Origin of the sequence: Streptococcus oralis Uo5 (assembly GCF_000253155.1) — a bacterium.
Taxonomy (GTDB): Bacteria; Bacillota; Bacilli; order Lactobacillales; family Streptococcaceae; genus Streptococcus; species Streptococcus oralis_L.
In genome coordinates this window covers 558,220-577,982 of record NC_015291.1, presented here as the reverse complement: position 1 = coordinate 577,982, position 19,763 = coordinate 558,220, and the positions used below count along the sequence as shown (strand labels likewise).

Sequence of the window (19,763 nt, the reverse complement as noted above, 5' to 3'; positions counted from 1 at the left end):
AAAGACTGTTTTGAAACGCGCGCAAAAGAGAGAAAAGGAGCAGGCTTCATTTAGCCTGCTCCTCTCGTCCCTAGGACATATATTTTTTTGCTTCTGATTCGATTTTTTCGACCACTTCCTGGATACTTAGTCCAGTTGTGTCAAGATAAACTGCATCCTCAGCCTGTTTGAGAGGTGAGGTTTCACGATGACTATCCTTGTAGTCACGCGCCGCAATCTCTTCTTTCAGCGTTTCAAGGTCTGTTTCAATCCCTTTAGCAATATTTTCCTTGTAACGACGCTCTGCTCTTTCTTCAACAGAAGCCACTAGGAAAATTTTAAGTTCAGCTTGTGGTAAAACAACTGTCCCGATATCACGCCCATCCATGACGATACCACCTTGCTGAGCAATCTCTTGCTGGAGAGAAACCAGTTTCTCACGCACCTCAGGAATGGCAGCAATGCTTGAAACCTTGTTGGTCACTTCATTTTCACGAATCGGATGGGTAATATCAACATCCCCTACAAAAACAAGTTGCTCACCTGTTTCTGAACGACCAAAACTAATGGGGTGTTGGTTAAGAAGCTCGAGAAGTTGATCTACATTTCCTGCATCCAACTGGTTCTTAAGCGCTATATAAGTCGCAGCACGGTACATAGCACCCGTATCGAGATAAGTGTAACCAAAATCCTTAGCGACAATCTTTGCAACCGTACTCTTGCCACTCGAAGCTGGACCATCGATAGCAATTTGAATTGTCTTCATGACCGACTCCTATCTTGTCTTAATCACATCACCTGGGTTGGCAAACCAAGATCCAGATGACATATGAGAAGGATTTAGGGATTCTAGCTGGGCAATGGAAATCCCTGCACGCTGAGCAAGAGCTGCCTCTCCCTCTCCAGGCTGTACTGTAAGTGTTCCTTCACCCTCTGCATGTTCTTCCGAACTGCTTTCTGAAGGTGTTGATTCAGAAGAAGCTGTTTCCTCTACCTTGCTACTTGAAGATGATGATGCTTCTACTTTAGAACTTGAACTTGTAGAAGGAGACGATGCATCATAGAAGTCCTTCAAAGATGAAGTACGATTGCTTCCTCCGGTTGATAGGTAAATCAATACAACTACCATTGCTACAACGATTACAAAGAAGAGGCTAGCTAGAACCGTCAAGACACGATTGGCAACAACGCCTTTCCCTTTTTGTTTCCGGTGTCGACGCTCTGATCTTGTTTCTTCCTCATTGTTTTCGTAGATATCTTCTTGCCACGGTTCTTTTTCCATACCTTACTCCTTGTTTTTTTTACATTTTCTTATTACAATATAAATATGAAAGTCACACTTATACCCGAACGGTGCATCGCCTGCGGGCTTTGCCAAACCTATTCTGAACTCTTTGATTACCATGATAATGGAATCGTTCGATTTTACGATGATCCAGTTGAATTGCAAAGAGAAATCGCTGAGACCAGCGATGTTCTGGAGGCCATCAAAAATTGTCCTACAAGAGCACTTCTAAAAGATCCATCGTAGAAAGCAGGGAATGAATGTTATTAATTTTTTCTCATTTTTCCCACACTTACTAGTTTAGCATATTTCTAGGTAAAATTATAGTCTTTTTTGGTTATTTTTTCCTTCAACAATAGAAAGGTCACTTTTTTCTTTGACGAGATAGAGTGGTCTTTTTTTGGTTTCCAGATAAATCTTACTGATATACTTACCAAGAATCCCAATTGTCAGGAGTTGAATCCCTCCAAGAAAGAGAATGACAGCCATCAAAGACGTCCAACCAGATGTCGGATTTCCCAAGATAAGAGTCCGAAACACTACAAAAACTGTCATCACAAAAGAAAGAAAACAAGATAGAAGTCCCGCTACAAAAGCTATACTCAAGGGAAAATCTGAAAAATTGAGAATCCCTTCAATCGAGTAGAAAAAGAGTTGTCTAAAACTCCAACTGGTCTTGCCAGCCTGTCGTTCAACGTTTGGATAATCAAGATAGTGCGTTTTAAAACCCACCCAGGCAAAGAGTCCTTTAGAAAAACGATTGGACTCGGTCAGGGTCAAAATAGCATCTACCACAGACCTTCTCATCATACGAAAATCACGGACACCTGAGGGTAGAGCCACTGGGCTAATTTTTTGCATGAGGCGGTAAAAGAGGTTCGCACAGAAACTGCGGAAAAAGGGTTCTCCCTCCCGACTAGTTCTCCGTGTCCCAACACAGTCTATATCTGCATTTTGGTCTAGTAAGGCTTTCATCTCAAGTAGCATACTAGGAGGATCCTGAAGGTCTGCATCCATCACGACCACCAAGTCTCCAGTTGCATGCTGCAAGCCTGCATATAGGGCTGCCTCTTTCCCAAAATTTCGTGAGAATGAGACATAACGGACCGCAGGATTTTGCTCCCTATAGGTCTTCAAAAGCTCCAAGGTCCCATCACTTGAGCCATCGTCTACAAATACATATTCGACCTCTGCTCCCAAGTCAGGAAGCAGAGCTTCCACAGACTGATAAAAAAGAGGAAGTACTTCCTCTTCGTTTAGACAAGGGACGATGATTGAAATCATCATCTTAGTCTTCAAATCCATTTGGATGCTTGCTTTGCCAACGCCATGCGTCTTCACACATTTGGGTGATGTCGAGTTCTGCTTCCCATCCGAGCTCTGCTTTGGCTTTTGCTGGGTCTGAGTAGCAGGCAGCGATATCACCTGGGCGACGTTCTACGATGCGGTAAGGAATAGGACGTCCCACTGCTTTTTCCATATTTTGGATAATTTCAAGAACGGAATAACCTTTACCTGTTCCAAGGTTATAAACATTAAGACCTGAACCTTTTTGGAGTTTTTTCAAAGCTGCAACGTGACCTTTGGCTAGGTCTACAACATGGATATAGTCACGAACCCCAGTTCCATCTTCTGTATCGTAATCATCTCCAAAAACTTGTACTTGCTCTAGTTTGCCAACTGCTACTTGTGAAACATAAGGTAAGAGGTTGTTTGGAATGCCGTTTGGATTTTCTCCTAAGTCTCCACTCTCATGTGCTCCGATTGGGTTAAAGTAACGAAGCAAGACCACATTCCATTCTGAGTCTGCCTTGTAGATATCCGTCAAAATTTCCTCTAGCATGAGCTTAGTACGACCGTACGGGTTGGTCACTGAAAGTGGGAAATCTTCTAAGATTGGAACAGTGTGAGGATCTCCGTAAACTGTCGCCGAAGAACTGAAGATGATGTTCTTACAGTTATTTTCTTCCATAGCTTTCAAAAGGCTGACAGTTCCAGCGATATTGTTATCATAGTAGGCAAGAGGGATACGGGTTGATTCGCCAACAGCCTTCAAACCCGCAAAGTGAATCACACCAGTCGGTTCTTCCTGCTTGAAAATATCTCTGAGTGTATCTGTGTCACGGATATCTGCCTCATAAAAAGGAATCTCAACTCCTGTAATTCTTTCAACAACTTCTAAACTTTTACGGTTGCTGTTGACAAGATTATCCACCACTACAACCTGATGACCTGCTTGGATCAATTCAATAACCGTGTGGGTTCCGATAAATCCGGCACCGCCAGTTACCAAAATCTTTTCTTGCATCTTTTTTCCTCGATTCTCGGATTATTTTTTCTTTATTTTATCATTTTTAATAGGGAATGTCATTTGCCATCCTAGAGGGGAGGCTAAAATTTCAGTAAAATCTTATTCGCTTTTTACTCGTTTGACATAGTTTGCGATTGGATAGTTTACTGGATCCAAGGTCAATTCCTTGTCTTGGATCAGTTGAGCTAAGTGGTAACCAATGATAGGCCCAGTTGTGAGACCGGATGACCCTAGTCCGCTAGCCGCATAGACACCTGCTAAGCCAGGTACCTGTCCAAAGAAAGGGGAGAAATCACTGGTGTAAGCACGGATTCCTACTCGCTCACCTCTTATAGTAGCTTCAGCCAAGGCTTGGTAGTATGGCAAGGCCGCATCCTCCATTTGCTGGAGCAAGGTTTCATCCACCGTCAAATCATATCCCATATCATTTTCGTGGGTAGCGCCCAAGGACAATTTCCCACCTGTAAAAGGGATCAAATCCCACTCCCCTTCTGGCATGACAACAGGGTGAGATGCTAGGTCTTTAGAGAGCTGATAATCTCGGAGTTGTCCTTTTTGGGGACGAACATCTACCTCATATCCTAAAGGTTCCAAAATGTCCCCCAACCAAGCTCCTGTCGCCAAGATAACCTGATCAAACATCTCTTCACCAATCTGGTAACCTGATGCTAAAGGTGTCAGACTCACTTTTTCTTTGACCAGCTTGACTTGACTAGCTTTTAGCAAACGAGTCACTAAGAGTTGGCCATCTACTCTCGCTCCACCAGAAGCATAGAGCAGGCGGTCAAATCCCTGCAAGCCAGGGAATAATTCATTTGCAGACGCTTGGTCTAGAATGGCTAATTGACCTATCAAGGGAGATTCTTCCCTACGCTGGAGTGCTAGTTCATAAAGTTCTTCTAGCTTGGATTCATCCTTTTTCAAGAGAAAAACTCCCAAACGCTGGTAAAAGTCGATTTCCTGTCCTGACTTTTCTAAATCAGCCAACAAATCCACATAAAAGTCAGCCCCCAAGCGCGCCATCTTGTACCAAGCTTTATTGCGGCGTTTGGAAAACCAAGGACTGATAATTCCTGCTGCAGCCTCGGTTGCTTGCCCCTGTCCATGGTCAAAAACGGTCACCTCTAGGTCGCTTTCTTTCACGAGGTAGTAGGCAGCTGTTGCCCCCACAATTCCTGCTCCGATAATGGCAACTTTTTTCATTGTCTTCACTTCCTAACTAGATATGGTGGAAAGGATTGGTCGATGCTTGACTAGGCAAAATCTCAATAGGCCAGCCCTTTTCTGCCTTCCATTGATTAAGGAGGTCAGCGATTTTTTCCACAAAAAGCACTTCGATATAATGTCCTGGATCCAATGCCATCAGACCATCAGACAACATATCCTGTGCTGTATGGTAGTAGATATCACCAGTAATATAGACATCCGCCCCCTTTGCCAAAGCATCAGGATAGAAAGACTGACCACTACCGCCGCAAATGGCAACTCTTGAAATTTCCTTCTTCAAATCACTCTCTTGATAATGCACCATGCGAAGACTATCTAGACCAAAAACTTGCTTGACATGCTGAGCAAATGCTCCAAAAGTCTGTGGTTGAATGTCACCAATACGCCCAATCCCACGTTCTGGGCCTGTTTCCTGAAGATAAGTCGTTTCCTCGATACCTAACATCTGACAGAACCAATCATTAAGGCCGTTATCAACAATATCAATATTGGTATGGCTAACATAAACTGCAATGTCATGCTTAATCAAATCAATGTAAATCTGGTTTTGCGGACGACTGGCGACCAAATCCTTGATGGGACGGAAAATCGGCGCGTGCTTAACGATAATCAAGTCCACACCCTTTTCAATGGCTTCAGCCACTGTCTCTTCACGAATATCCAGAGCAACCATGACCCTTTGGATATCCTTGTCTAGAGTTCCAATTTGCAGGCCACGACTGTCGCCCTCCATTGAAAATTCCTGAGGGCAGAAGGCTTCATATGCGTTAATCACTTCACTTGCTAACATGGAGCACCTCCTTGATGGCTTGAATTTTATCTACTAGAACTTGACGTTCCTCCAGATTTTTTTCTGGGATTTGTCCGAGGGCAAACTCTAGCTTAACAGCTTCTTTTTGCCATTTTTGGACGAAGACTGGGCTGACTTCTTTGGACAAAAAGGGACCAAAGCGAACATCACTGGCTGATAGCTTCATTTGTCCAGCTTCCACCACTAAAATCTCATAAAATTTGCCGGCTTCTTCTAGGATGCTTTCTGCTACAATCTGAAATCCGTGGTCTTGTAGCCAGATGCGCAAGTCGTCTTCACGATTATTAGGCTGGAGAATCAAACGTTCTACATTAGCCAGCTTGTCCAAGCCTTCTTCCAATATGGTAGCAATCAAACGACCTCCCATACCTGCAATGGTGATAACCGATACTTGGTCGACATCTTCAAAGGCTGCTAAGCCATTGGCTAAACGAACTTGGATTTTCTCCTTTAGACCGTGACTTTCAACATTCTTGACTGCGGACTGGTAGGGTCCTTCCACCACTTCCCCTGCAATAGCACCTTCAATTTGGCCTCTCTCGACTAACTCGATTGGCAGATAAGCATGGTCACTCCCCACATCTAGTAAAATGGCACCTTGTGGTACAAAGGACGCCACCAATTCTAATCTCTTTGAAATCATCTTCTCTCACTTCCCAAAATTCTATTACCTTTTATTATACCATATTTCGGCTAGCACTCCTGCACCTAAAAAGACCGCAATCCACAGATTGCAGCCTTTCTTTATTTTCTAGCTTGATAGCGACTGGTTAGAATGAAAATCACAGTAAAGACAGCCATCATGACAAGGTAAACAGGGAATGTTTGTCCTGTCAAGGTCGAAATTTCAAGCAGTTTTTGAATTCTCGGGAAAAGGGCCGTAGCCAGGAAACCTCCTACTGACCAAACAATCAAGAGGACACGCCAGAGGGTAAATGGCATGCAGGCTCTAAATACGGATAAGAAACCGATAGACCCAAGGAGATAATAAAGTAGGGTTGAGATTTCTAACTCTGACCAACCTTGGCTAGCCCCAAATATTTTCACAAAAAGAACGCTGAAGACGATCATAAGTGCACTTGGTAGGGCACGAAGCATAGACCTTCTGAGGAAATTTGGCTCAACCGGCTTGATATTTCGCTCAAAAGTCAAGACAAATGGTGGGAAACCTTCCACAAATTGGTCAATCATGGTAATCTGGATCGGAATGAAAGGGAAAATCAAAATCCACTCAGACCGTCCTAATAAAACACTGGCAATACAGATGGCTGCTAACAGGAAGGAATAGATAGTTTTAATCAAGAAAATCGGTGCAATATGGGCAATGTTATTGACCACACGACGACCTTCAAAGAGAATCTCAGGAACATCATTAAAGTCTGAGTTCAAGAGAACTAGATTGGCAATCTGACGAGTCGCCGGATCCCCTTCAGCCATTACGATCGAACAATCCGCCTCACGAAGGGCCAGGATATCATTGACTCCATCCCCTGTCATGGCCGTTGTGTGCCCCGCTTTTTTCAGCGTTTGGATGATGAGTTTCTTTTGATGAGGGGAAACACGACCGAAAATCGCAGTCTCCTCCGCCTTGGCCATCAATTCCTCATCGGAGATTTTAGAGCAATCAACATAGCTTTGATAGTCTGCAAATCCAGCTTTCTGGGCAATGCTGGATACAGTGACCGGATTGTCCCCAGAGATAATCTTGAGGCCCACTTCTTGAGAACGAAGATAGTCTAGCGTCTCTGCTGCTCCCTCTCGAATAGGGTCCAAAATCTCCAGCAGTGCCAAGGCTTGAATATCAGATGGTTTTTGTGGCTTGTGGTGGTCTAGTTTTTCGTGACTGAGAGCCAAGACCAAGACACGAGAACCTCTCTCCAAGGCCTCTCTGGCTTCTGGGACTTCAGAGTCCAGCAACATCTCAGGCGCCCCTAAGAAAACTGTCCCTAGTCCTTCCAACTCCATAGCCCCCCACTTGCGGTCGCTAGAGAAAGGCAGATTGGAAATCTTAGGATAAGCAACTTCTCCTTGGAAACGCTGGCGAATGGCTTGAGCTGTTGGATTTTTATCCTCACTGTGAGCTATGTAGCTGGTCAGAATGCTAGCAATTGCCTCATCACCATAAGTTTCCGTCAGCGGAAGAACTGCCTCCACCTGCATCTTTCCTTGGGTGATGGTGCCCGTCTTGTCCAGACAAAGCATATCCACACGCGCCAAGGTTTCGACAGAGTACATCTCCTGCACCAAGACCTTTTTCAAACCCAGTTTGATTACAGCTGTTAAGAGCGAAGTTATGGTCAAAAGGGCGATTCCCTTGGGCAACATTCCCAAAAGGGCTGTTGACGAATTTACAACGGATGACTTGAGGGGCAAGCCTTTTAACATCAAGGCTTCTAGCAAGAGAGCTAGACCAAAGGGAATGATAATCTTCCCAGTAAAACCAGCTAGCTTGTCAAGCGATTTCATGATACGGGAGTTGATCGGTTTCACTGTCTTAGCTTCCAGCATGAGTTTGGAAGCATAGTTGTCTGCCCCGACATGGTGGACTTGAGCCAAAGCTGCACCACTAGCTAGGAAACTCCCTGACAAGAGCAAGGCATCCACTTCCTTTTGCACCAAATCACTCTCTCCCGTTAACATGGCTTCATTGACTTCCGCAAATCCTTCCAGAACCAGTGCATCACTAGGGATTTGCTCTCCCGCAGACAAACGAATGACATCTCCTAGAACCAACTCTTCTGGATTGAGAGCGACTTCTTGACCATCACGGATGGTTTTGACCTTTTCCTTGGTCATGAGATTGAGCTTGTCCACCATGTGTTTGGCCCTTAGCTCGGTCACAATTCCAGAAAAAGCGTTAAAGCAGATAACAGCAAAGAAGACCAAATTGCTCCAAGCCTGCACAAAGGCTAGCGCCAAAGCAATGGCAAAGTTTAAAGCGTTAAAAAGTGTAAAAACATTTCGTTTGATGATTTGCCAAGTACTAGTGCTGGCTGATGCGGTAAAGTCATTGACCAAACCTTGAGCCTGTCTTTCCTCGACTTCTCTTTGGGTTAATCCCATTATTATATTTTTATCCATAAATTCTATCATATCATTTTTTTAAAAGAATTCTAATCCCATCTAAAACTGTTGGCTGATAACTGAAAAAGTTTGCCAGTAGTCTTTCGATAAGGTATAATAATAAAAGCAATACAATCGAAGGAGATCTCATGTTTTATACTTATTTACGTGGACTAGTCATGCTGATCTTGTGGTCCATCAATGGCAATGCCCACTATCACAATACGGATAAAATCCCTAGTCAAGATGAAAACTATATCCTCGTCGCTCCTCATCGTACCTGGTGGGATCCAGTTTACATGGCTTTTGCGACCAAGCCAAAACAGTTCATCTTTATGGCCAAAAAAGAGCTGTTTAACAACCGCATCTTTGGCTGGTGGATCCGTATGTGTGGCGCCTTTCCTATTGACCGGGAAAAACCTAGTGCCTCTGCCATCAAGTACCCTATCAACGTCCTCAAAAAAAGCGACCGCTCTCTCATCATGTTTCCAAGTGGGAGCCGTCACTCAAATGATGTCAAGGGTGGAGTTGCCTTGATTGCCAAAATGGCCAAGGTCCGTATCATGCCTGTCACCTACACCGGTCCCATGACCTTAAAAGGTTTGGTTAGCCGTGAACGTGTGGATATGAACTTTGGAAATCCTATCGATATCTCAGACATCAAGAAAATGAATGATGAAGGGATTGAAATGGTTGCAGATCGTATCCAAGCAGAATTCCAACGTTTAGACGAAGAAACCAATCAATGGCACAATGATAAAAAACCAAATCCACTCTGGTGGTTTGTCCGCATCCCTGCCCTTATCCTTGCTGTGATTGTTGGTATCCTAACGATTATCTTTACCTTCATCGCAAGTTTTATCTGGAATCCAGATAAGAAGAGAGAGTCTCTTGGTTAAAAAATACAATTATCCCTTGGCAAAAGCCAAGGGATAATTCTTTTATTCGATTTTCCATTTTTGGGCCAACCAGCTGGAAAAGGCTAGGAATCGTTCAGCCACTTGCTCATGATGCCCATAGGGATCAAAGAAAAACTGACTAGTCGGATAGTGTTTCTGAAGACTGGTATGAATCTGTTCAGCATAGACTGGTGCTTGAGCCAAGCGATTGGTATGATGGGCTCCTTCTGTTTGACCATTCTGTAAATACAGTAAACAATCTAAATTTCTCATCTTTTCTTCCTTGCAATAAGTCATAAAATCAGGATACCAAAAGGAACCACAGATAGAGAAGATACAGGAGACCTTGTCAAAGCTGAATAGACTGTAGACTGCCGCCAGTCCACCTAGTGAGTATCCTCCATAGGCAAGGCGATTTTTGTCCAGGCGATAAAGCGACTGCAACTTGTCTAAAAGACCTCCAAATAAATGACCATGATAGGCATTTGCCTGACCGCCAAAATCTGGAGCTCCATCTCTCAGAGCAGCTGCCTTCCATGGAGTGTAGTCATCTAGGCGATTTTTAGAGGTCAAGCCCACTAAAATCACAGATTCTGAAAGAGAAGATAGAAAATCCAAGTTTCCATCATTCAAAAGAATCGCTGGATAGATTTGACTGGGATCATAGGTTGAAGGAAGGCTGATCTTGACTTGGATCCCTTCCCAATCAAACTCATTATTTATTGATAAAGTCATTGATTTTTTCAAGGGAATCAATTACTGCTGGACCATAGTCCATCAACTCATCGTAAGAAATGGTCATGATTTTTTGATTCTTAATAGCAGGAACGTTTTCCAAAACTTCATTTGCCTTCATCAACTCTACTGCGTTGGCATCCAATTTTTTATTGCGGTCGCTGGTCACATAGATAATCAACTCAGGGTCCATTGACACGAGATTTTCCAAGGTCAAGCCTGATGTTCCCGTTGCAACGTTTGTATAACCAAGTTGATTTAGCAGGCTCTCTTGCAAAGCAGACTTGTAAGCACCGAAGGTTTCGTCATTATAAGCAACCATAATCAAAGCCTTTTTCTTTTCACCTTGGCTTGTTGGATTTGCTTTCTTAACAGCGTCAATTTTAGCTTGTAATTGGGTTGCGTATTCATTAGCCTTGTCCTGAACATTAAAAATCATTCCAAGATTTTTAACATCTTCTACAATATTTCCCAAATCTTGCTGAATCGTTGAGAGAGAAGCTTTTTGCGTATAGACTGGGATTTTGTTTTCATTCCAAGTGCTAACTGTCCCCAAGGATTTTTCAGAGAACATCATGTTTCGACCCATCACCGCATCTGGTTCATAAGAAAGGACTGTCTCTTGAGAGACTGTTTTTTTATCCCCAATTTGAGGAATCGTCGCAATCGCGTCCTTGTATTTGTCAGTCACAGCATTATCAGGGTTAAGCATGCCAGCAATTTTATCCTTCAAGCCTAACTCCAATAAGATTTCAGTGGTTGACAGATTGTTGGTGATAACTTTTTCAGGTGCCTTGTCAAAGACTTGTTCGACTTCATTTCCCTTAGCATCATAGGTCTTGACCGTTAACGGATAAGTCGTCTCTGTGCTGGCCTTTTGACTTGTTTCTGTACTAGACTGTGTGGTAGCTTTTTCTGTAGTAGTATTGCCACAAGCTGCCATGGTTAAGGTAGCTACTGTTACTAGTAAAATGCTTAGTGTTTTTTTCATCTTGTTTTCCTTTTCTTTCTTATAAATAGTGAATCATAGCTTGCTGATCCTCGGTCCAAGTAACCTGACTTTGAACTCCGTATACAGTTTGCAATGACTCAGGGGTGATGGTCTCCTTTGGAGTCCCTTGATAAAGGATTTCTCCCTCTTTCATCAGATAGAGATAATCCGAATAGCGACAAGCAAGTTGAATATCATGTAGGACAGCTAGAACATTGACCTTGAGATTCTTCACAATGGCCAACAAGTCTAGCTGATACTTGATATCCAGGTGATTGGTTGGTTCGTCCAGGAGCAAGAGAGTCGGTTCTTGCGCCAAGGCGCGGGCTAATAAGACTCGTTGTTTCTCCCCCCCTGACAGAGACGAATAGAGACGAGTTTTCTTCTCGAGCATATCCACCTTGACGAGAGCATCTTGAACGAGGGCATAATCCCTTTCCTTTTCCTTCTGTAAAAAAGAGAGGTGGGGAGTTCTTCCCAGCAAGACGATTTCCTCAACTGTACAATCAAACTGCAATTGATTAAACTGGGTTACAACTGCCATTTGCTTGGCTGTTTCTTTGAGTGACCAATGCTCCAGTGGCTTTCCATCTAATCTTATCAAGCCTTTGTCCGCCTTTTCCTGACGATAGAGGAGTTTAAGCAGACTGGTCTTTCCACTTCCATTTGGTCCTAGTATCGTGTGAAATTGATGCCCCTCAACCTTAAGAGAAACTCCTTTGAGAATTTTTTTCTCTCCTAGTCCAAAGTGGACATCCTGACAAATCAAGTCCATATCAGACCCTCACCTCCCTTCGCCTACCTCCAACAATGTAAATAAAGAAGGGAGCACCTACTAAGGCTGTGAAAATACCAATCGGCAACTCTGCGTTTGGAATGATGATACGAGAGAGTACATCTGCCCAGATGACAAAGAGGGCACCCAGTAAGGTCGCAACGGGAAAAAGCCTCCTGTAATTCGTTCCTACTAACCCTCGAGCTAAGTGAGGAGTAATCAGACCAACAAATCCAATAATCCCACAAGTAGCCACCAAGACAGCTGTCAGCACAGCCACCACGGTCACGTAAAGATACCAATAGAAGCGTAAGGGAATTCCCAAAGTTAAAGCAGCCTCATCTCCCATCATCATCGCATTAAAAACACGATACTGAGTAGCGAAAAATAGAAAGGCCATTCCTACTACTATAGTTGGCAGGACTATGTCAGACCAAGTAGTCCCGGCAAGCGAACCCATGGTCCAAAACTTAATGGTCATCACACTGTCCGCATTAGCGCCAACTGAGATAATAAAGTTGGAAAATGCCAGAAAGAGAGCATTGACCACCGTTCCTGATAAGATCAGACTAGAAGTCGTCATCCTTCCCTGCATAGAGGCAATGATGAGGACAGCAATTGTTGCCAAAATAGCTCCAAGGAAAGCTCCAAGGCTAATCACCAATTTTAAACCAAGAATGATGCTCAAAGTTGCCCCTAGAGTTGCACCCGCAGAAATTCCTAAGACATAGGGCTCTGCGATGGGATTGTTCACTGTGGACTGCATCACGCTACCACACATAGAAAGACCAGCCCCTACTATCAGACCTAACAATACTCGAGGGAATCTCATGTTCCATACAATGGCAAGAGTGGACTTGGAAACCTCTCCTATCTCAAGAGGAAATCCCAATCTGCTCAAAATGATCCGATAGGTATCTCCTAGATCAATCGCAACGGACCCCATAGAAACAGCTAGAAAAAGGGAAATCCCTAAAATACCTAGCAAAACACCTAAAAGTAACACAAATTTTACGTTCTGTCGGCTTCCAGAAAATTTGGAAAGCATGAAAACCTCCTTAGACAAAATTAAAAAATTTAGAAAATTCTCATAAAAAGTATACCATATTTCTACTAGATGAACAAGGATAGAGACATATATAGACGAGTCGAAGATTGTACAAAAATGTTAGTGAAACAAAAAATCTCCCCGAAGGGAGATGATCTAGTTTATTTTACCTTACAGTGCTAGGAACCGTAACCGAAGATTATACTTGAGTATATCGAGGTAAGGTGACAACATAAAAAGCCCTCTGAATATCAGAGAGCTGATTTGAGCTCGGGCTAAAATCCTAGTGAAAAAAAATCTCCACGATCAGAAAAGTCTCTATCGTGCCATTTTCATACATGATGTATAGTCCAAGTAGAATGAATACTATGGGCACAATGATTCGCTCGTATTTTTCAATTGTCTCGAATATTAACGGAATAGAGGATAACATCCGACTAATCTCGCAAAAGATAATTATGCCGATTACAAACACAAGCAACGCCACGAGGGTCTGTGACCAATCTAACGAAGCAAAATAAGGTATATAGATACCTAAATTATCTCCGCCAGACGCAATTGTCAGCAATGTAACTGTCCAAAACAGTTGATTTGCCTTGCTTTGTTCTAATCTTTCAATAATTTCTTCCTCTTCTTCCTCACCTTCTCCAACAATTGCAAAGCGAATCCCTAAATAGATAGGGATTAAACCAAGCAATCCAACCATCCATTCTTCAGGCACGAAATTAACGACATAAGCAGCAACTAAACTCGCCCCTACAAGTAAGCCTGTTCCTAGATATTGCCCCGCATAAATATGCCATTTCTGTTTATTCTGTGATAGCTGTGCAAATAAAATAATTAAAATAATTAAATAATCGATACTGGTGGAAATATAAACACCAATAGCAGATATGATTGTCTGTCCCATAAAAACCTCCTGTATTAGTTAGTAATAAATCAGCAGATTTTAGGAGAGCACAGACACATTAATTTAGCTATCGCTAGTGGGTAATGTCGAACGTAGGAAAGCATTTTACTCCTCCTCAAAACGTAGTTACAAAGTAATTTCTAACTGGAATTCGGTGACTACTTCCATGTAAAGTATAACATACTATACTTTACTTCGTAAAGTGTGGGCTCTCCGAGGGGGCTTGCAGACAGCTACTCGACTTTTCAAGCCGAGTAGCTGCGCACCTTTATGGTGTAATTAGCTGATACCATTTGAGGTTTTTGTAGTCTCCAAAATTGTGACCGATAAAACTTAATACCATTACAGCTAACAAATGCCTTAGTTTTTGTAGTCTCCAAAATTGTGACCGATAAAACTTGCTGCCTTTTACGCCCACCTACGCCAAGGTTTTTGTAGTCTCCAAAATTGTGACCGATAAAACAAAGGTCCAACCCTCTAGTGAAGGGATGTGGTTTTTGTAGTCTCCAAAATTGTGACCGATAAAACGGTCATCTATTCGTGATGATGACGGAGCTAGTTTTTGTAGTCTCCAAAATTGTGACCGATAAAACCTGTCACAGCTAGAACACAAACGGCTCCATTGTTTTTGTAGTCTCCAAAATTATGACCGATAAAACCTCAATAAAAAAGCTCGCTGAAGTCAGAGAGCTGATTTGAGCTCGGGCTAAAATCCTAGTGAAAAAGATAAAACTCCTTGTGTTCATCGAACACTGTGTCCTTTCCCTATTTTCATACGGATTTTTGGCGCCCTTAGCATCATAATTCTTGCTGGATAAAACGTTTATAGACTAAGCGGCAAGCCGAAGATTGTACAAAATTTTTAGTAAAACAAAAAAATCTCCCCGAAGGGAGATGATCTGGTTTATTTTACCTTACAGTGCTAGGAACCGTAACCAAAGATTATACTTGAGTATATCGAGATAAGGTGACAACATAAAAAGCCCTCTGAAATCAGAGAGCTTGATTCTTGCTGGATAAAACGTTTATAGACTAGGCGACAAGCCGAAGATTGTACTGATGGTACATCGAGGCGAAGGCAACGAAGTATAGAAACGTTTTAGACGCAAGATTAACGACGAAGTCCAAGAGAGTTGATTAACTCACGGTAACGGTTAACGTCGTTTTTACGCAAGTATGCAAGCAAGTTACGACGGCGACCGATTTTCTTCATCAATCCACGGTAAGTAGCGTGGTCTTTTTTGTGTTGTTTGATGTGTTCGTTAAGGTGGTTGATTTCCCAAGTAAGGACAGCAACTTGAACCTCTACTGAACCTGTATCACCTTCGTGACGTGCATATTGTGCGATGATTTCATTTTTTTTCTCTTTTGAGATTGCCATGATGTTTCTCCTTTTTATTTGGCTTCATCCGAGTGACAGGTTGGCATGCCTGTGACCAAGAAGAAGTTATTTGTCTTTACGACAGTTCTTATTCTACCAAGAAGCAGAGACTTTGTCAACTGATTTACTGTTTAAAACCTTGAATTACTCTACTGATTTCAGGGCTTCGAGCATATCTACTTTTCTCAAGTGGTGATTGACAAAGAGGCCCAGTAAGGCTAAGATTACAGTCACTGCGACGATTGGAAGAGCATAGACTTCCCAGCTGACTCGTGGATAAAAAAGTATGGTGGCAGGTGAAATCATTTGTATCAAAAATTGATGTAAATAGTAGCCTGCTACCAAACCGAGAACAATCCCCACAAGGGATAGCACTATGGTCTCGCGGTAGATATAGAGGGTCACTTCTTTATTGTGGAAACCGAGAACCTTGATAGTGGAAAGTTCGCGGATACGTTCTGCCACATTGATATTGGTGAGATTGTAAAGAATGACAATGGCTAGTAAGACGGAAACAAGGACAAGGATTGCCATGGTTTTATTGAGAGAATTGGCTACAGATTCAAAGAGGTGGATAGCCGTTGCATTTTGGACCACCCCAGAAACAGCAGCTTTTTTCATAAAGACAGCAGCTTCTTTCTCCGTATTGGATAGTGTCGGCTCTTTTAATTTCACTAGGTAGGTATTGTCTTTCGGACTGGTGCCGTAGACTTGTTCATACGTCGCTCGGTTGAGATAAACAAAGTGTCCAACGTAGTTTTCAGAAATCGCCGAGACCTTGATTTCTTTCCCATCAAGCTCTAGCTTATCTCCAACATTAACATCTGCTAGTTGAGCTAGTTTTTGACTCACGACAGCTCCATCAGTGAACTCCACCTCTTGCCCATTTTCCTGTAATGCGATAAAAGGCTTGAAGTCTTCTCTTCTTGTGACCATTATGGTGATAGTCTGAAGTCCTGCTTTTCCTTTGAAATCTTTTTCAATGGTTTTAGAGTAAATCTTTTGATAAGCATGGATCGATTCAGCTTGCAAGGCACTTTCTAAATCTGCTTTTTCTTGCTCACTCGCACTGCTCTTTTCTGCTACAATCATCTGGTATTGCTGGATTTGTTCAAATTGGCGCTCGGAAACTCCTCCTACAGAAGACTGAATGCCAAGACCGGCAAATAAGAGAGCCATCGAACCTGCAACTCCAAAAATGGTCATCAACATCCGTTGCTTATAACGGAAAATATTTCTTGCCGTAACCTTATGAGTAAAGCTCAGACGATTCCAAATAAAGCTCAGGCGTTCCAGCAAAATCTTTGATCCCTTAACGGGAGGTTTTGGGAGTAAGAGTTGGGCTGCTTCATCGTGTAATTCCCTCCGCGCCACCAGATAAGCTGGCAAGACACTGGATACCCAACTCAAGGCTAGGGCAAGGAGGCTATAAGACCAGTAAAAATACTCCTGGCTTTTCCCAACGACCATTCCAGCTGTTATAACATCCGAAATGACGCCTGCAAGGAGATAATGTCCAAGAAGCGTTCCTATAATGGCTCCCACAGTTCCTGCAAGAAAACCATAGAGGACAAACTTTGCAACTATATCTCTGTTCCTGTAACCCAAGGCCTTAAAAATACCGGCGTTGGTGCGCTCTTCGTCTACAAAGCGAGTCATCGTTGTAAAGGTCACCATTGCAGCGACCATATAAAGCACCACTGGGAAAACATTTCCGATAGAACGGATACTTGTTGATACATTGCTGTACATGAGGTAACCTTGTCCGCCTGGTATGGTTTCGCGATTGTATACGTGGTATTTCGGCTCTGCCAGTTCATCCAGCTCTTTCTGACGCTGTTCTAGCTTCTCTTTTTCCTTAGTTAAATCACTCTCTGTCTGAGCCAGTTTGTCTTTTTTTGTCGCCAGTTCTTCCTTAGCTTTTGTCAGCTGTCCCTCGGCTTGACTCTTTTGTGGTTCTGGTAAAGCGGTCGCTTGTTCTTCTTGCATTTTCAAGTGACTTTCGGTCTGCTCTAACTGGCTCTTGCCATTTTCAAGGTTGCTTTCAGCAGTTTGGAGCTGTTCTTTCCCATCTTTCAGGCTCTTTTGCCCATTTGTTTTGATACTTGCTAATCTTTTTTGACCATTATCGGCCAGCAATTCTTGCAACTCTTCCTGGTGTTGGGTTCGTTTGGTCTTATAGTCTGATGAAAAAGTATCCAGATTTTTTAAATCGTCATAGCGCACACGCGCAATACTATAAACATCTGAGTCAAACTGACTGGGTAAAATTACTCCATAGCCAGTCAGGTTGCCATTTCCACTACTAGCACTTCCTAAATCTTCTTTAGAAAGAATCTCACCCGACTGAACAAATCCAGTAATTGTAAAAGTTTGGGATTTTACGATGGACTTTTCTTCTTTCTTAGTAAAGGTAATGGTCTGCCCAATCTGATAGCGGTCTTTCCAGAAGTCGGCTAGAGCAATTTCCCCATCAGCTTCTGGCAGTCGCCCTTCTGTCACTTGAAAGGTTGAAATGCTCTCTGGTTTGGAATAAAGTCGAACTGCTTCCTCACCATTTTCAACGGTTAGGTCTGCCATATAGCCAAACTCAACACTTGCTCCTTGAAGGGTCTTTAGTTCGTCTTGGTCTTCTTTGTCCAAGCCATAATCAGCTATTACGGCCAGATCCAGGGTATTGACTTTACGGAGATAATCCCCTGCCGTACGTTCCATATTTGGACTGGCTACTTTGAGACCTACTAGGGCTAAAGAACCCAGCATCATCAAGGTCAAGATAGAAACAAAGCGTCCCTTTGAAGTCGTCACTGACTGAAATAGGTCTTTTCGATATGTTTTTTTCATGCTAATACTCCAATGTATCGATATCCTGCGGATGATCATTGATCGTCATGCCCTTAACTGTAGCATCGCGCATATGAATCACGCGATCTGCAATAGGGGCTAGCGCACCATTGTGGGTCACGATAATCACCGTCGCTCCTTTTTGACGAGACATGTCTTGGAGAATCTTCAAGACTTGCTTCCCCGTCTGATAATCCAAGGCACCAGTCGGTTCATCACAGAGGAGAATTTTAGGATTTTTGGCTACAGCGCGTGCAATGGAGACTCGCTGTTGCTCCCCTCCAGAAAGCTGGGCTGGAAAGTTATTGAGGCGATAAGCCAAACCTACATCTGTCAAGACCTGCTCAGGTTCTAAGGCATCTGTCACGATTTCTGAAGCCAGTTCCACATTTTCCTTGGCTGTCAGATTGGAAACTAGATTATAAAACTGAAAAACAAAACCTACATCTTCACGACGATAGTTTGTTCGTTGGTGCGAACTATAGTTGGCAATATTGGCACCATCAATCCAAATCTCCCCCTCATCATTGGTATCCATACCTCCTAGGAGATTGAGAACGGTTGATTTTCCAGCACCTGAAGCACCAAGTATGATAACCAGCTCCCCTTTTTCAATTTCAAAATTCACATCATGATTAGCCACAATCTCCGTATCCCCAACCTGATAACGCTTGTAGCTGTGTTTCATTTCAATATAAGCCATATCGTTTATCTCCTTTTCGAAGCTCGTTTCCTTAAATCAACAAGATGTTGATTCTAAATCACAAATATTATATAATGGGCTAAGTCAAAAAGCAATAATCAAAAATCAACAAAGTGTTGATTTAATAAAAAGGAAGAAAAAATGGTTCAGAAACGAAAAACTACTACTAAGGAAGACATCAAGGAAGCTTTGATTCAGTTGCTATCAGAGGAGAAATTTGAAAATATATCAATTAGTAAGCTCTGCAAACGGGCAGGAATTAATAGGGGAACTTTCTATCTACACTATGAAGATAAATATCAAATGATTGATAGTTTTAAAAGTGAAATTATTTCCCAGCTCTACATTTTTTTAGAAAAAGAAAGAGAATCGCCTAGAAAGTTTATGTTAGCAAATTTCTATATATTACGTTCGAACGAACGCCTTATCAACGCCTTGTCCCAAAGTCATTACATAGACTTTCGTGGTGCAATTCGTGAATTTCTAAGTAGCATTATTCTAACTGAAAATCAAAAAGAAAGGACTCGTCATTTCTTATCAGAAAACTTCCAAATTCCTCACAAATACGCTTTGGAAATCTTTTTATCAAGTATTGAAGGGATTATTTCTCTTTGGATTGCTGGGGGAGCTCAAGAAGAACCAGAAGAAATCACGGATATGATTTTATCAACCTATAACTACGAATACTGGAGCTACGCATCAAAAGAAGATTAATTCATACAACCTGCTACAGCATAAGCTCTATCCTCTCATTTTATACTTTTTCAATTAGCTAAATCGTCTTTTTTAAACTTAGATACA

The 19,763-nt window shown here is 42.5% G+C and carries 19 protein-coding genes and 1 CRISPR repeat array; of the genes, 3 read left to right on the top strand and 16 right to left on the bottom strand.

What is annotated here, in order from left to right:
* Nucleotides 1-70: 70 nt before the first annotated feature.
* Both cmk and SOR_RS02970 read right to left on the bottom strand, forming a co-directional pair.
* The gene (gene cmk, locus SOR_RS02975; protein ID WP_000849416.1) at nt 71-745 is read right to left on the bottom strand and encodes a (d)CMP kinase; all 675 of its coding nucleotides are present in this window, start codon (nt 743-745) and stop codon (nt 71-73) included.
* Between the two features lie 9 nt (nt 746-754).
* Complete coding sequence (locus SOR_RS02970; RefSeq protein WP_000410189.1) at nt 755-1,261, bottom strand: SAG1386/EF1546 family surface-associated protein; 507 nt, start codon at nt 1,259-1,261, stop codon at nt 755-757.
* A 45-nt stretch (nt 1,262-1,306) separates the two neighbouring features.
* Between SOR_RS02970 and SOR_RS09930 the strand changes: the two genes are divergently transcribed.
* A complete protein-coding gene (locus tag SOR_RS09930; protein ID WP_002874767.1) occupies nt 1,307-1,510 on the top strand; it encodes a ferredoxin in 204 nt (67 codons plus the stop codon).
* Nucleotides 1,511-1,585: 75 nt separating this feature from the next.
* Here SOR_RS09930 and SOR_RS02965 read toward each other — a convergent pair whose 3' ends face one another.
* The 6 genes from SOR_RS02965 to SOR_RS02940 all read right to left on the bottom strand — a co-directional run bounded on the left by SOR_RS02965 (nt 1,586) and on the right by SOR_RS02940 (nt 8,694).
* Nucleotides 1,586-2,569 carry a glycosyltransferase family 2 protein gene (locus SOR_RS02965; protein WP_000364625.1) on the bottom strand — a complete coding sequence of 328 codons (984 nt, stop codon included), beginning with the start codon at nt 2,567-2,569 and terminating at the stop codon, nt 1,586-1,588.
* Entirely contained in the window at nt 2,553-3,572 is a 1,020-nt protein-coding gene (galE, locus tag SOR_RS02960) for a UDP-glucose 4-epimerase GalE (RefSeq protein ID WP_001156534.1), read from the bottom strand. Before galE ends, SOR_RS02965 begins: the two co-directional genes overlap by 17 nt.
* Before the next feature lie 102 nt (nt 3,573-3,674).
* On the bottom strand, nt 3,675-4,778 hold the full coding sequence (locus SOR_RS02955; protein ID WP_000754681.1) for an NAD(P)/FAD-dependent oxidoreductase: 1,104 nt from the start codon (nt 4,776-4,778) through the stop codon (nt 3,675-3,677).
* Nucleotides 4,779-4,794: 16 nt separating this feature from the next.
* Entirely contained in the window at nt 4,795-5,592 is a 798-nt protein-coding gene (locus SOR_RS02950) for a Nif3-like dinuclear metal center hexameric protein (protein WP_000881145.1), read from the bottom strand.
* A complete protein-coding gene (locus SOR_RS02945; protein WP_000624063.1) occupies nt 5,579-6,256 on the bottom strand; it encodes a tRNA (adenine(22)-N(1))-methyltransferase in 678 nt (225 codons plus the stop codon). Before SOR_RS02945 ends, SOR_RS02950 begins: the two co-directional genes overlap by 14 nt.
* Nucleotides 6,257-6,357: 101 nt before the next feature.
* Complete coding sequence (locus tag SOR_RS02940; protein ID WP_013670184.1) at nt 6,358-8,694, bottom strand: cation-translocating P-type ATPase; 2,337 nt, start codon at nt 8,692-8,694, stop codon at nt 6,358-6,360.
* Between the two features lie 131 nt (nt 8,695-8,825).
* Here SOR_RS02940 and SOR_RS02935 point away from each other — a divergent pair, with 131 nt between their 5' ends.
* On the top strand, nt 8,826-9,575 hold the full coding sequence (locus SOR_RS02935; RefSeq protein WP_000500172.1) for a lysophospholipid acyltransferase family protein: 750 nt from the start codon (nt 8,826-8,828) through the stop codon (nt 9,573-9,575).
* 42 nt (nt 9,576-9,617) lie between these two features.
* Here SOR_RS02935 and SOR_RS02930 read toward each other — a convergent pair whose 3' ends face one another.
* The 8 genes from SOR_RS02930 to SOR_RS02895 all read right to left on the bottom strand — a co-directional run bounded on the left by SOR_RS02930 (nt 9,618) and on the right by SOR_RS02895 (nt 18,962).
* The gene (locus tag SOR_RS02930) at nt 9,618-10,310 is read right to left on the bottom strand and encodes an alpha/beta hydrolase-fold protein (protein WP_000175771.1); all 693 of its coding nucleotides are present in this window, start codon (nt 10,308-10,310) and stop codon (nt 9,618-9,620) included.
* Nucleotides 10,291-11,301 (bottom strand): ABC transporter substrate-binding protein, encoded by a 1,011-nt coding sequence (locus SOR_RS02925; RefSeq protein ID WP_000753257.1) that lies wholly within the window; start codon nt 11,299-11,301, stop codon nt 10,291-10,293. The genes SOR_RS02930 and SOR_RS02925 overlap by 20 nt, the downstream gene beginning before the upstream one ends.
* Nucleotides 11,302-11,320: 19 nt before the next feature.
* Nucleotides 11,321-12,076, bottom strand: a complete 756-nt coding sequence (locus SOR_RS02920) for an ABC transporter ATP-binding protein (RefSeq protein WP_000364117.1) — start codon at nt 12,074-12,076, stop codon at nt 11,321-11,323.
* Between the two features lies 1 nt (nt 12,077).
* The gene (locus tag SOR_RS02915) at nt 12,078-13,124 is read right to left on the bottom strand and encodes a FecCD family ABC transporter permease (RefSeq protein WP_000949319.1); all 1,047 of its coding nucleotides are present in this window, start codon (nt 13,122-13,124) and stop codon (nt 12,078-12,080) included.
* 283 nt (nt 13,125-13,407) lie between these two features.
* On the bottom strand, nt 13,408-14,034 hold the full coding sequence (locus tag SOR_RS02910) for a CadD family cadmium resistance transporter (protein ID WP_000531729.1): 627 nt from the start codon (nt 14,032-14,034) through the stop codon (nt 13,408-13,410).
* 298 nt (nt 14,035-14,332) lie between these two features.
* Nucleotides 14,333-14,693: direct repeats of the CRISPR family, unit length 35 nt; unit sequence GTTTTTGTAGTCTCCAAAATTGTGACCGATAAAAC.
* Between the two features lie 452 nt (nt 14,694-15,145).
* Complete coding sequence (gene rpsO, locus SOR_RS02905) at nt 15,146-15,415, bottom strand: 30S ribosomal protein S15 (protein WP_001018251.1); 270 nt, start codon at nt 15,413-15,415, stop codon at nt 15,146-15,148.
* Nucleotides 15,416-15,559: 144 nt separating this feature from the next.
* Entirely contained in the window at nt 15,560-18,259 is a 2,700-nt protein-coding gene (locus SOR_RS02900; RefSeq protein ID WP_000754608.1) for an FtsX-like permease family protein, read from the bottom strand.
* Between the two features lies 1 nt (nt 18,260).
* A complete protein-coding gene (locus SOR_RS02895; protein WP_000323379.1) occupies nt 18,261-18,962 on the bottom strand; it encodes an ABC transporter ATP-binding protein in 702 nt (233 codons plus the stop codon).
* Nucleotides 18,963-19,103: 141 nt separating this feature from the next.
* Between SOR_RS02895 and SOR_RS02890 the strand changes: the two genes are divergently transcribed.
* Nucleotides 19,104-19,676 (top strand): TetR/AcrR family transcriptional regulator, encoded by a 573-nt coding sequence (locus SOR_RS02890; protein WP_000250302.1) that lies wholly within the window; start codon nt 19,104-19,106, stop codon nt 19,674-19,676.
* Nucleotides 19,677-19,763 lie beyond the last annotated feature (87 nt).

Coding starts and splice junctions, on each gene's coding strand:
- SOR_RS02970 (WP_000410189.1), bottom strand. CDS start 1,261: ATGGAAAAAGAACCGTGGCAAGAAGATATCTACGAAAACAATGAGGAA.
- SOR_RS02950 (WP_000881145.1), bottom strand. CDS start 5,592: ATGTTAGCAAGTGAAGTGATTAACGCATATGAAGCCTTCTGCCCTCAG.
- rpsO (WP_001018251.1), bottom strand. CDS start 15,415: ATGGCAATCTCAAAAGAGAAAAAAAATGAAATCATCGCACAATATGCA.
- SOR_RS02935 (WP_000500172.1), top strand. CDS start 8,826: ATGTTTTATACTTATTTACGTGGACTAGTCATGCTGATCTTGTGGTCC.
- SOR_RS09930 (WP_002874767.1), top strand. CDS start 1,307: ATGAAAGTCACACTTATACCCGAACGGTGCATCGCCTGCGGGCTTTGC.
- SOR_RS02955 (WP_000754681.1), bottom strand. CDS start 4,778: ATGAAAAAAGTTGCCATTATCGGAGCAGGAATTGTGGGGGCAACAGCT.
- SOR_RS02940 (WP_013670184.1), bottom strand. CDS start 8,694: ATGGATAAAAATATAATAATGGGATTAACCCAAAGAGAAGTCGAGGAA.
- galE (WP_001156534.1), bottom strand. CDS start 3,572: ATGCAAGAAAAGATTTTGGTAACTGGCGGTGCCGGATTTATCGGAACC.
- SOR_RS02920 (WP_000364117.1), bottom strand. CDS start 12,076: ATGGACTTGATTTGTCAGGATGTCCACTTTGGACTAGGAGAGAAAAAA.
- SOR_RS02965 (WP_000364625.1), bottom strand. CDS start 2,569: ATGGATTTGAAGACTAAGATGATGATTTCAATCATCGTCCCTTGTCTA.
- SOR_RS02910 (WP_000531729.1), bottom strand. CDS start 14,034: ATGGGACAGACAATCATATCTGCTATTGGTGTTTATATTTCCACCAGT.
- cmk (WP_000849416.1), bottom strand. CDS start 745: ATGAAGACAATTCAAATTGCTATCGATGGTCCAGCTTCGAGTGGCAAG.
- SOR_RS02925 (WP_000753257.1), bottom strand. CDS start 11,301: ATGAAAAAAACACTAAGCATTTTACTAGTAACAGTAGCTACCTTAACC.
- SOR_RS02890 (WP_000250302.1), top strand. CDS start 19,104: ATGGTTCAGAAACGAAAAACTACTACTAAGGAAGACATCAAGGAAGCT.
- SOR_RS02895 (WP_000323379.1), bottom strand. CDS start 18,962: ATGGCTTATATTGAAATGAAACACAGCTACAAGCGTTATCAGGTTGGG.
- SOR_RS02945 (WP_000624063.1), bottom strand. CDS start 6,256: ATGATTTCAAAGAGATTAGAATTGGTGGCGTCCTTTGTACCACAAGGT.
- SOR_RS02900 (WP_000754608.1), bottom strand. CDS start 18,259: ATGAAAAAAACATATCGAAAAGACCTATTTCAGTCAGTGACGACTTCA.
- SOR_RS02930 (WP_000175771.1), bottom strand. CDS start 10,310: ATGACTTTATCAATAAATAATGAGTTTGATTGGGAAGGGATCCAAGTC.
- SOR_RS02915 (WP_000949319.1), bottom strand. CDS start 13,124: ATGCTTTCCAAATTTTCTGGAAGCCGACAGAACGTAAAATTTGTGTTA.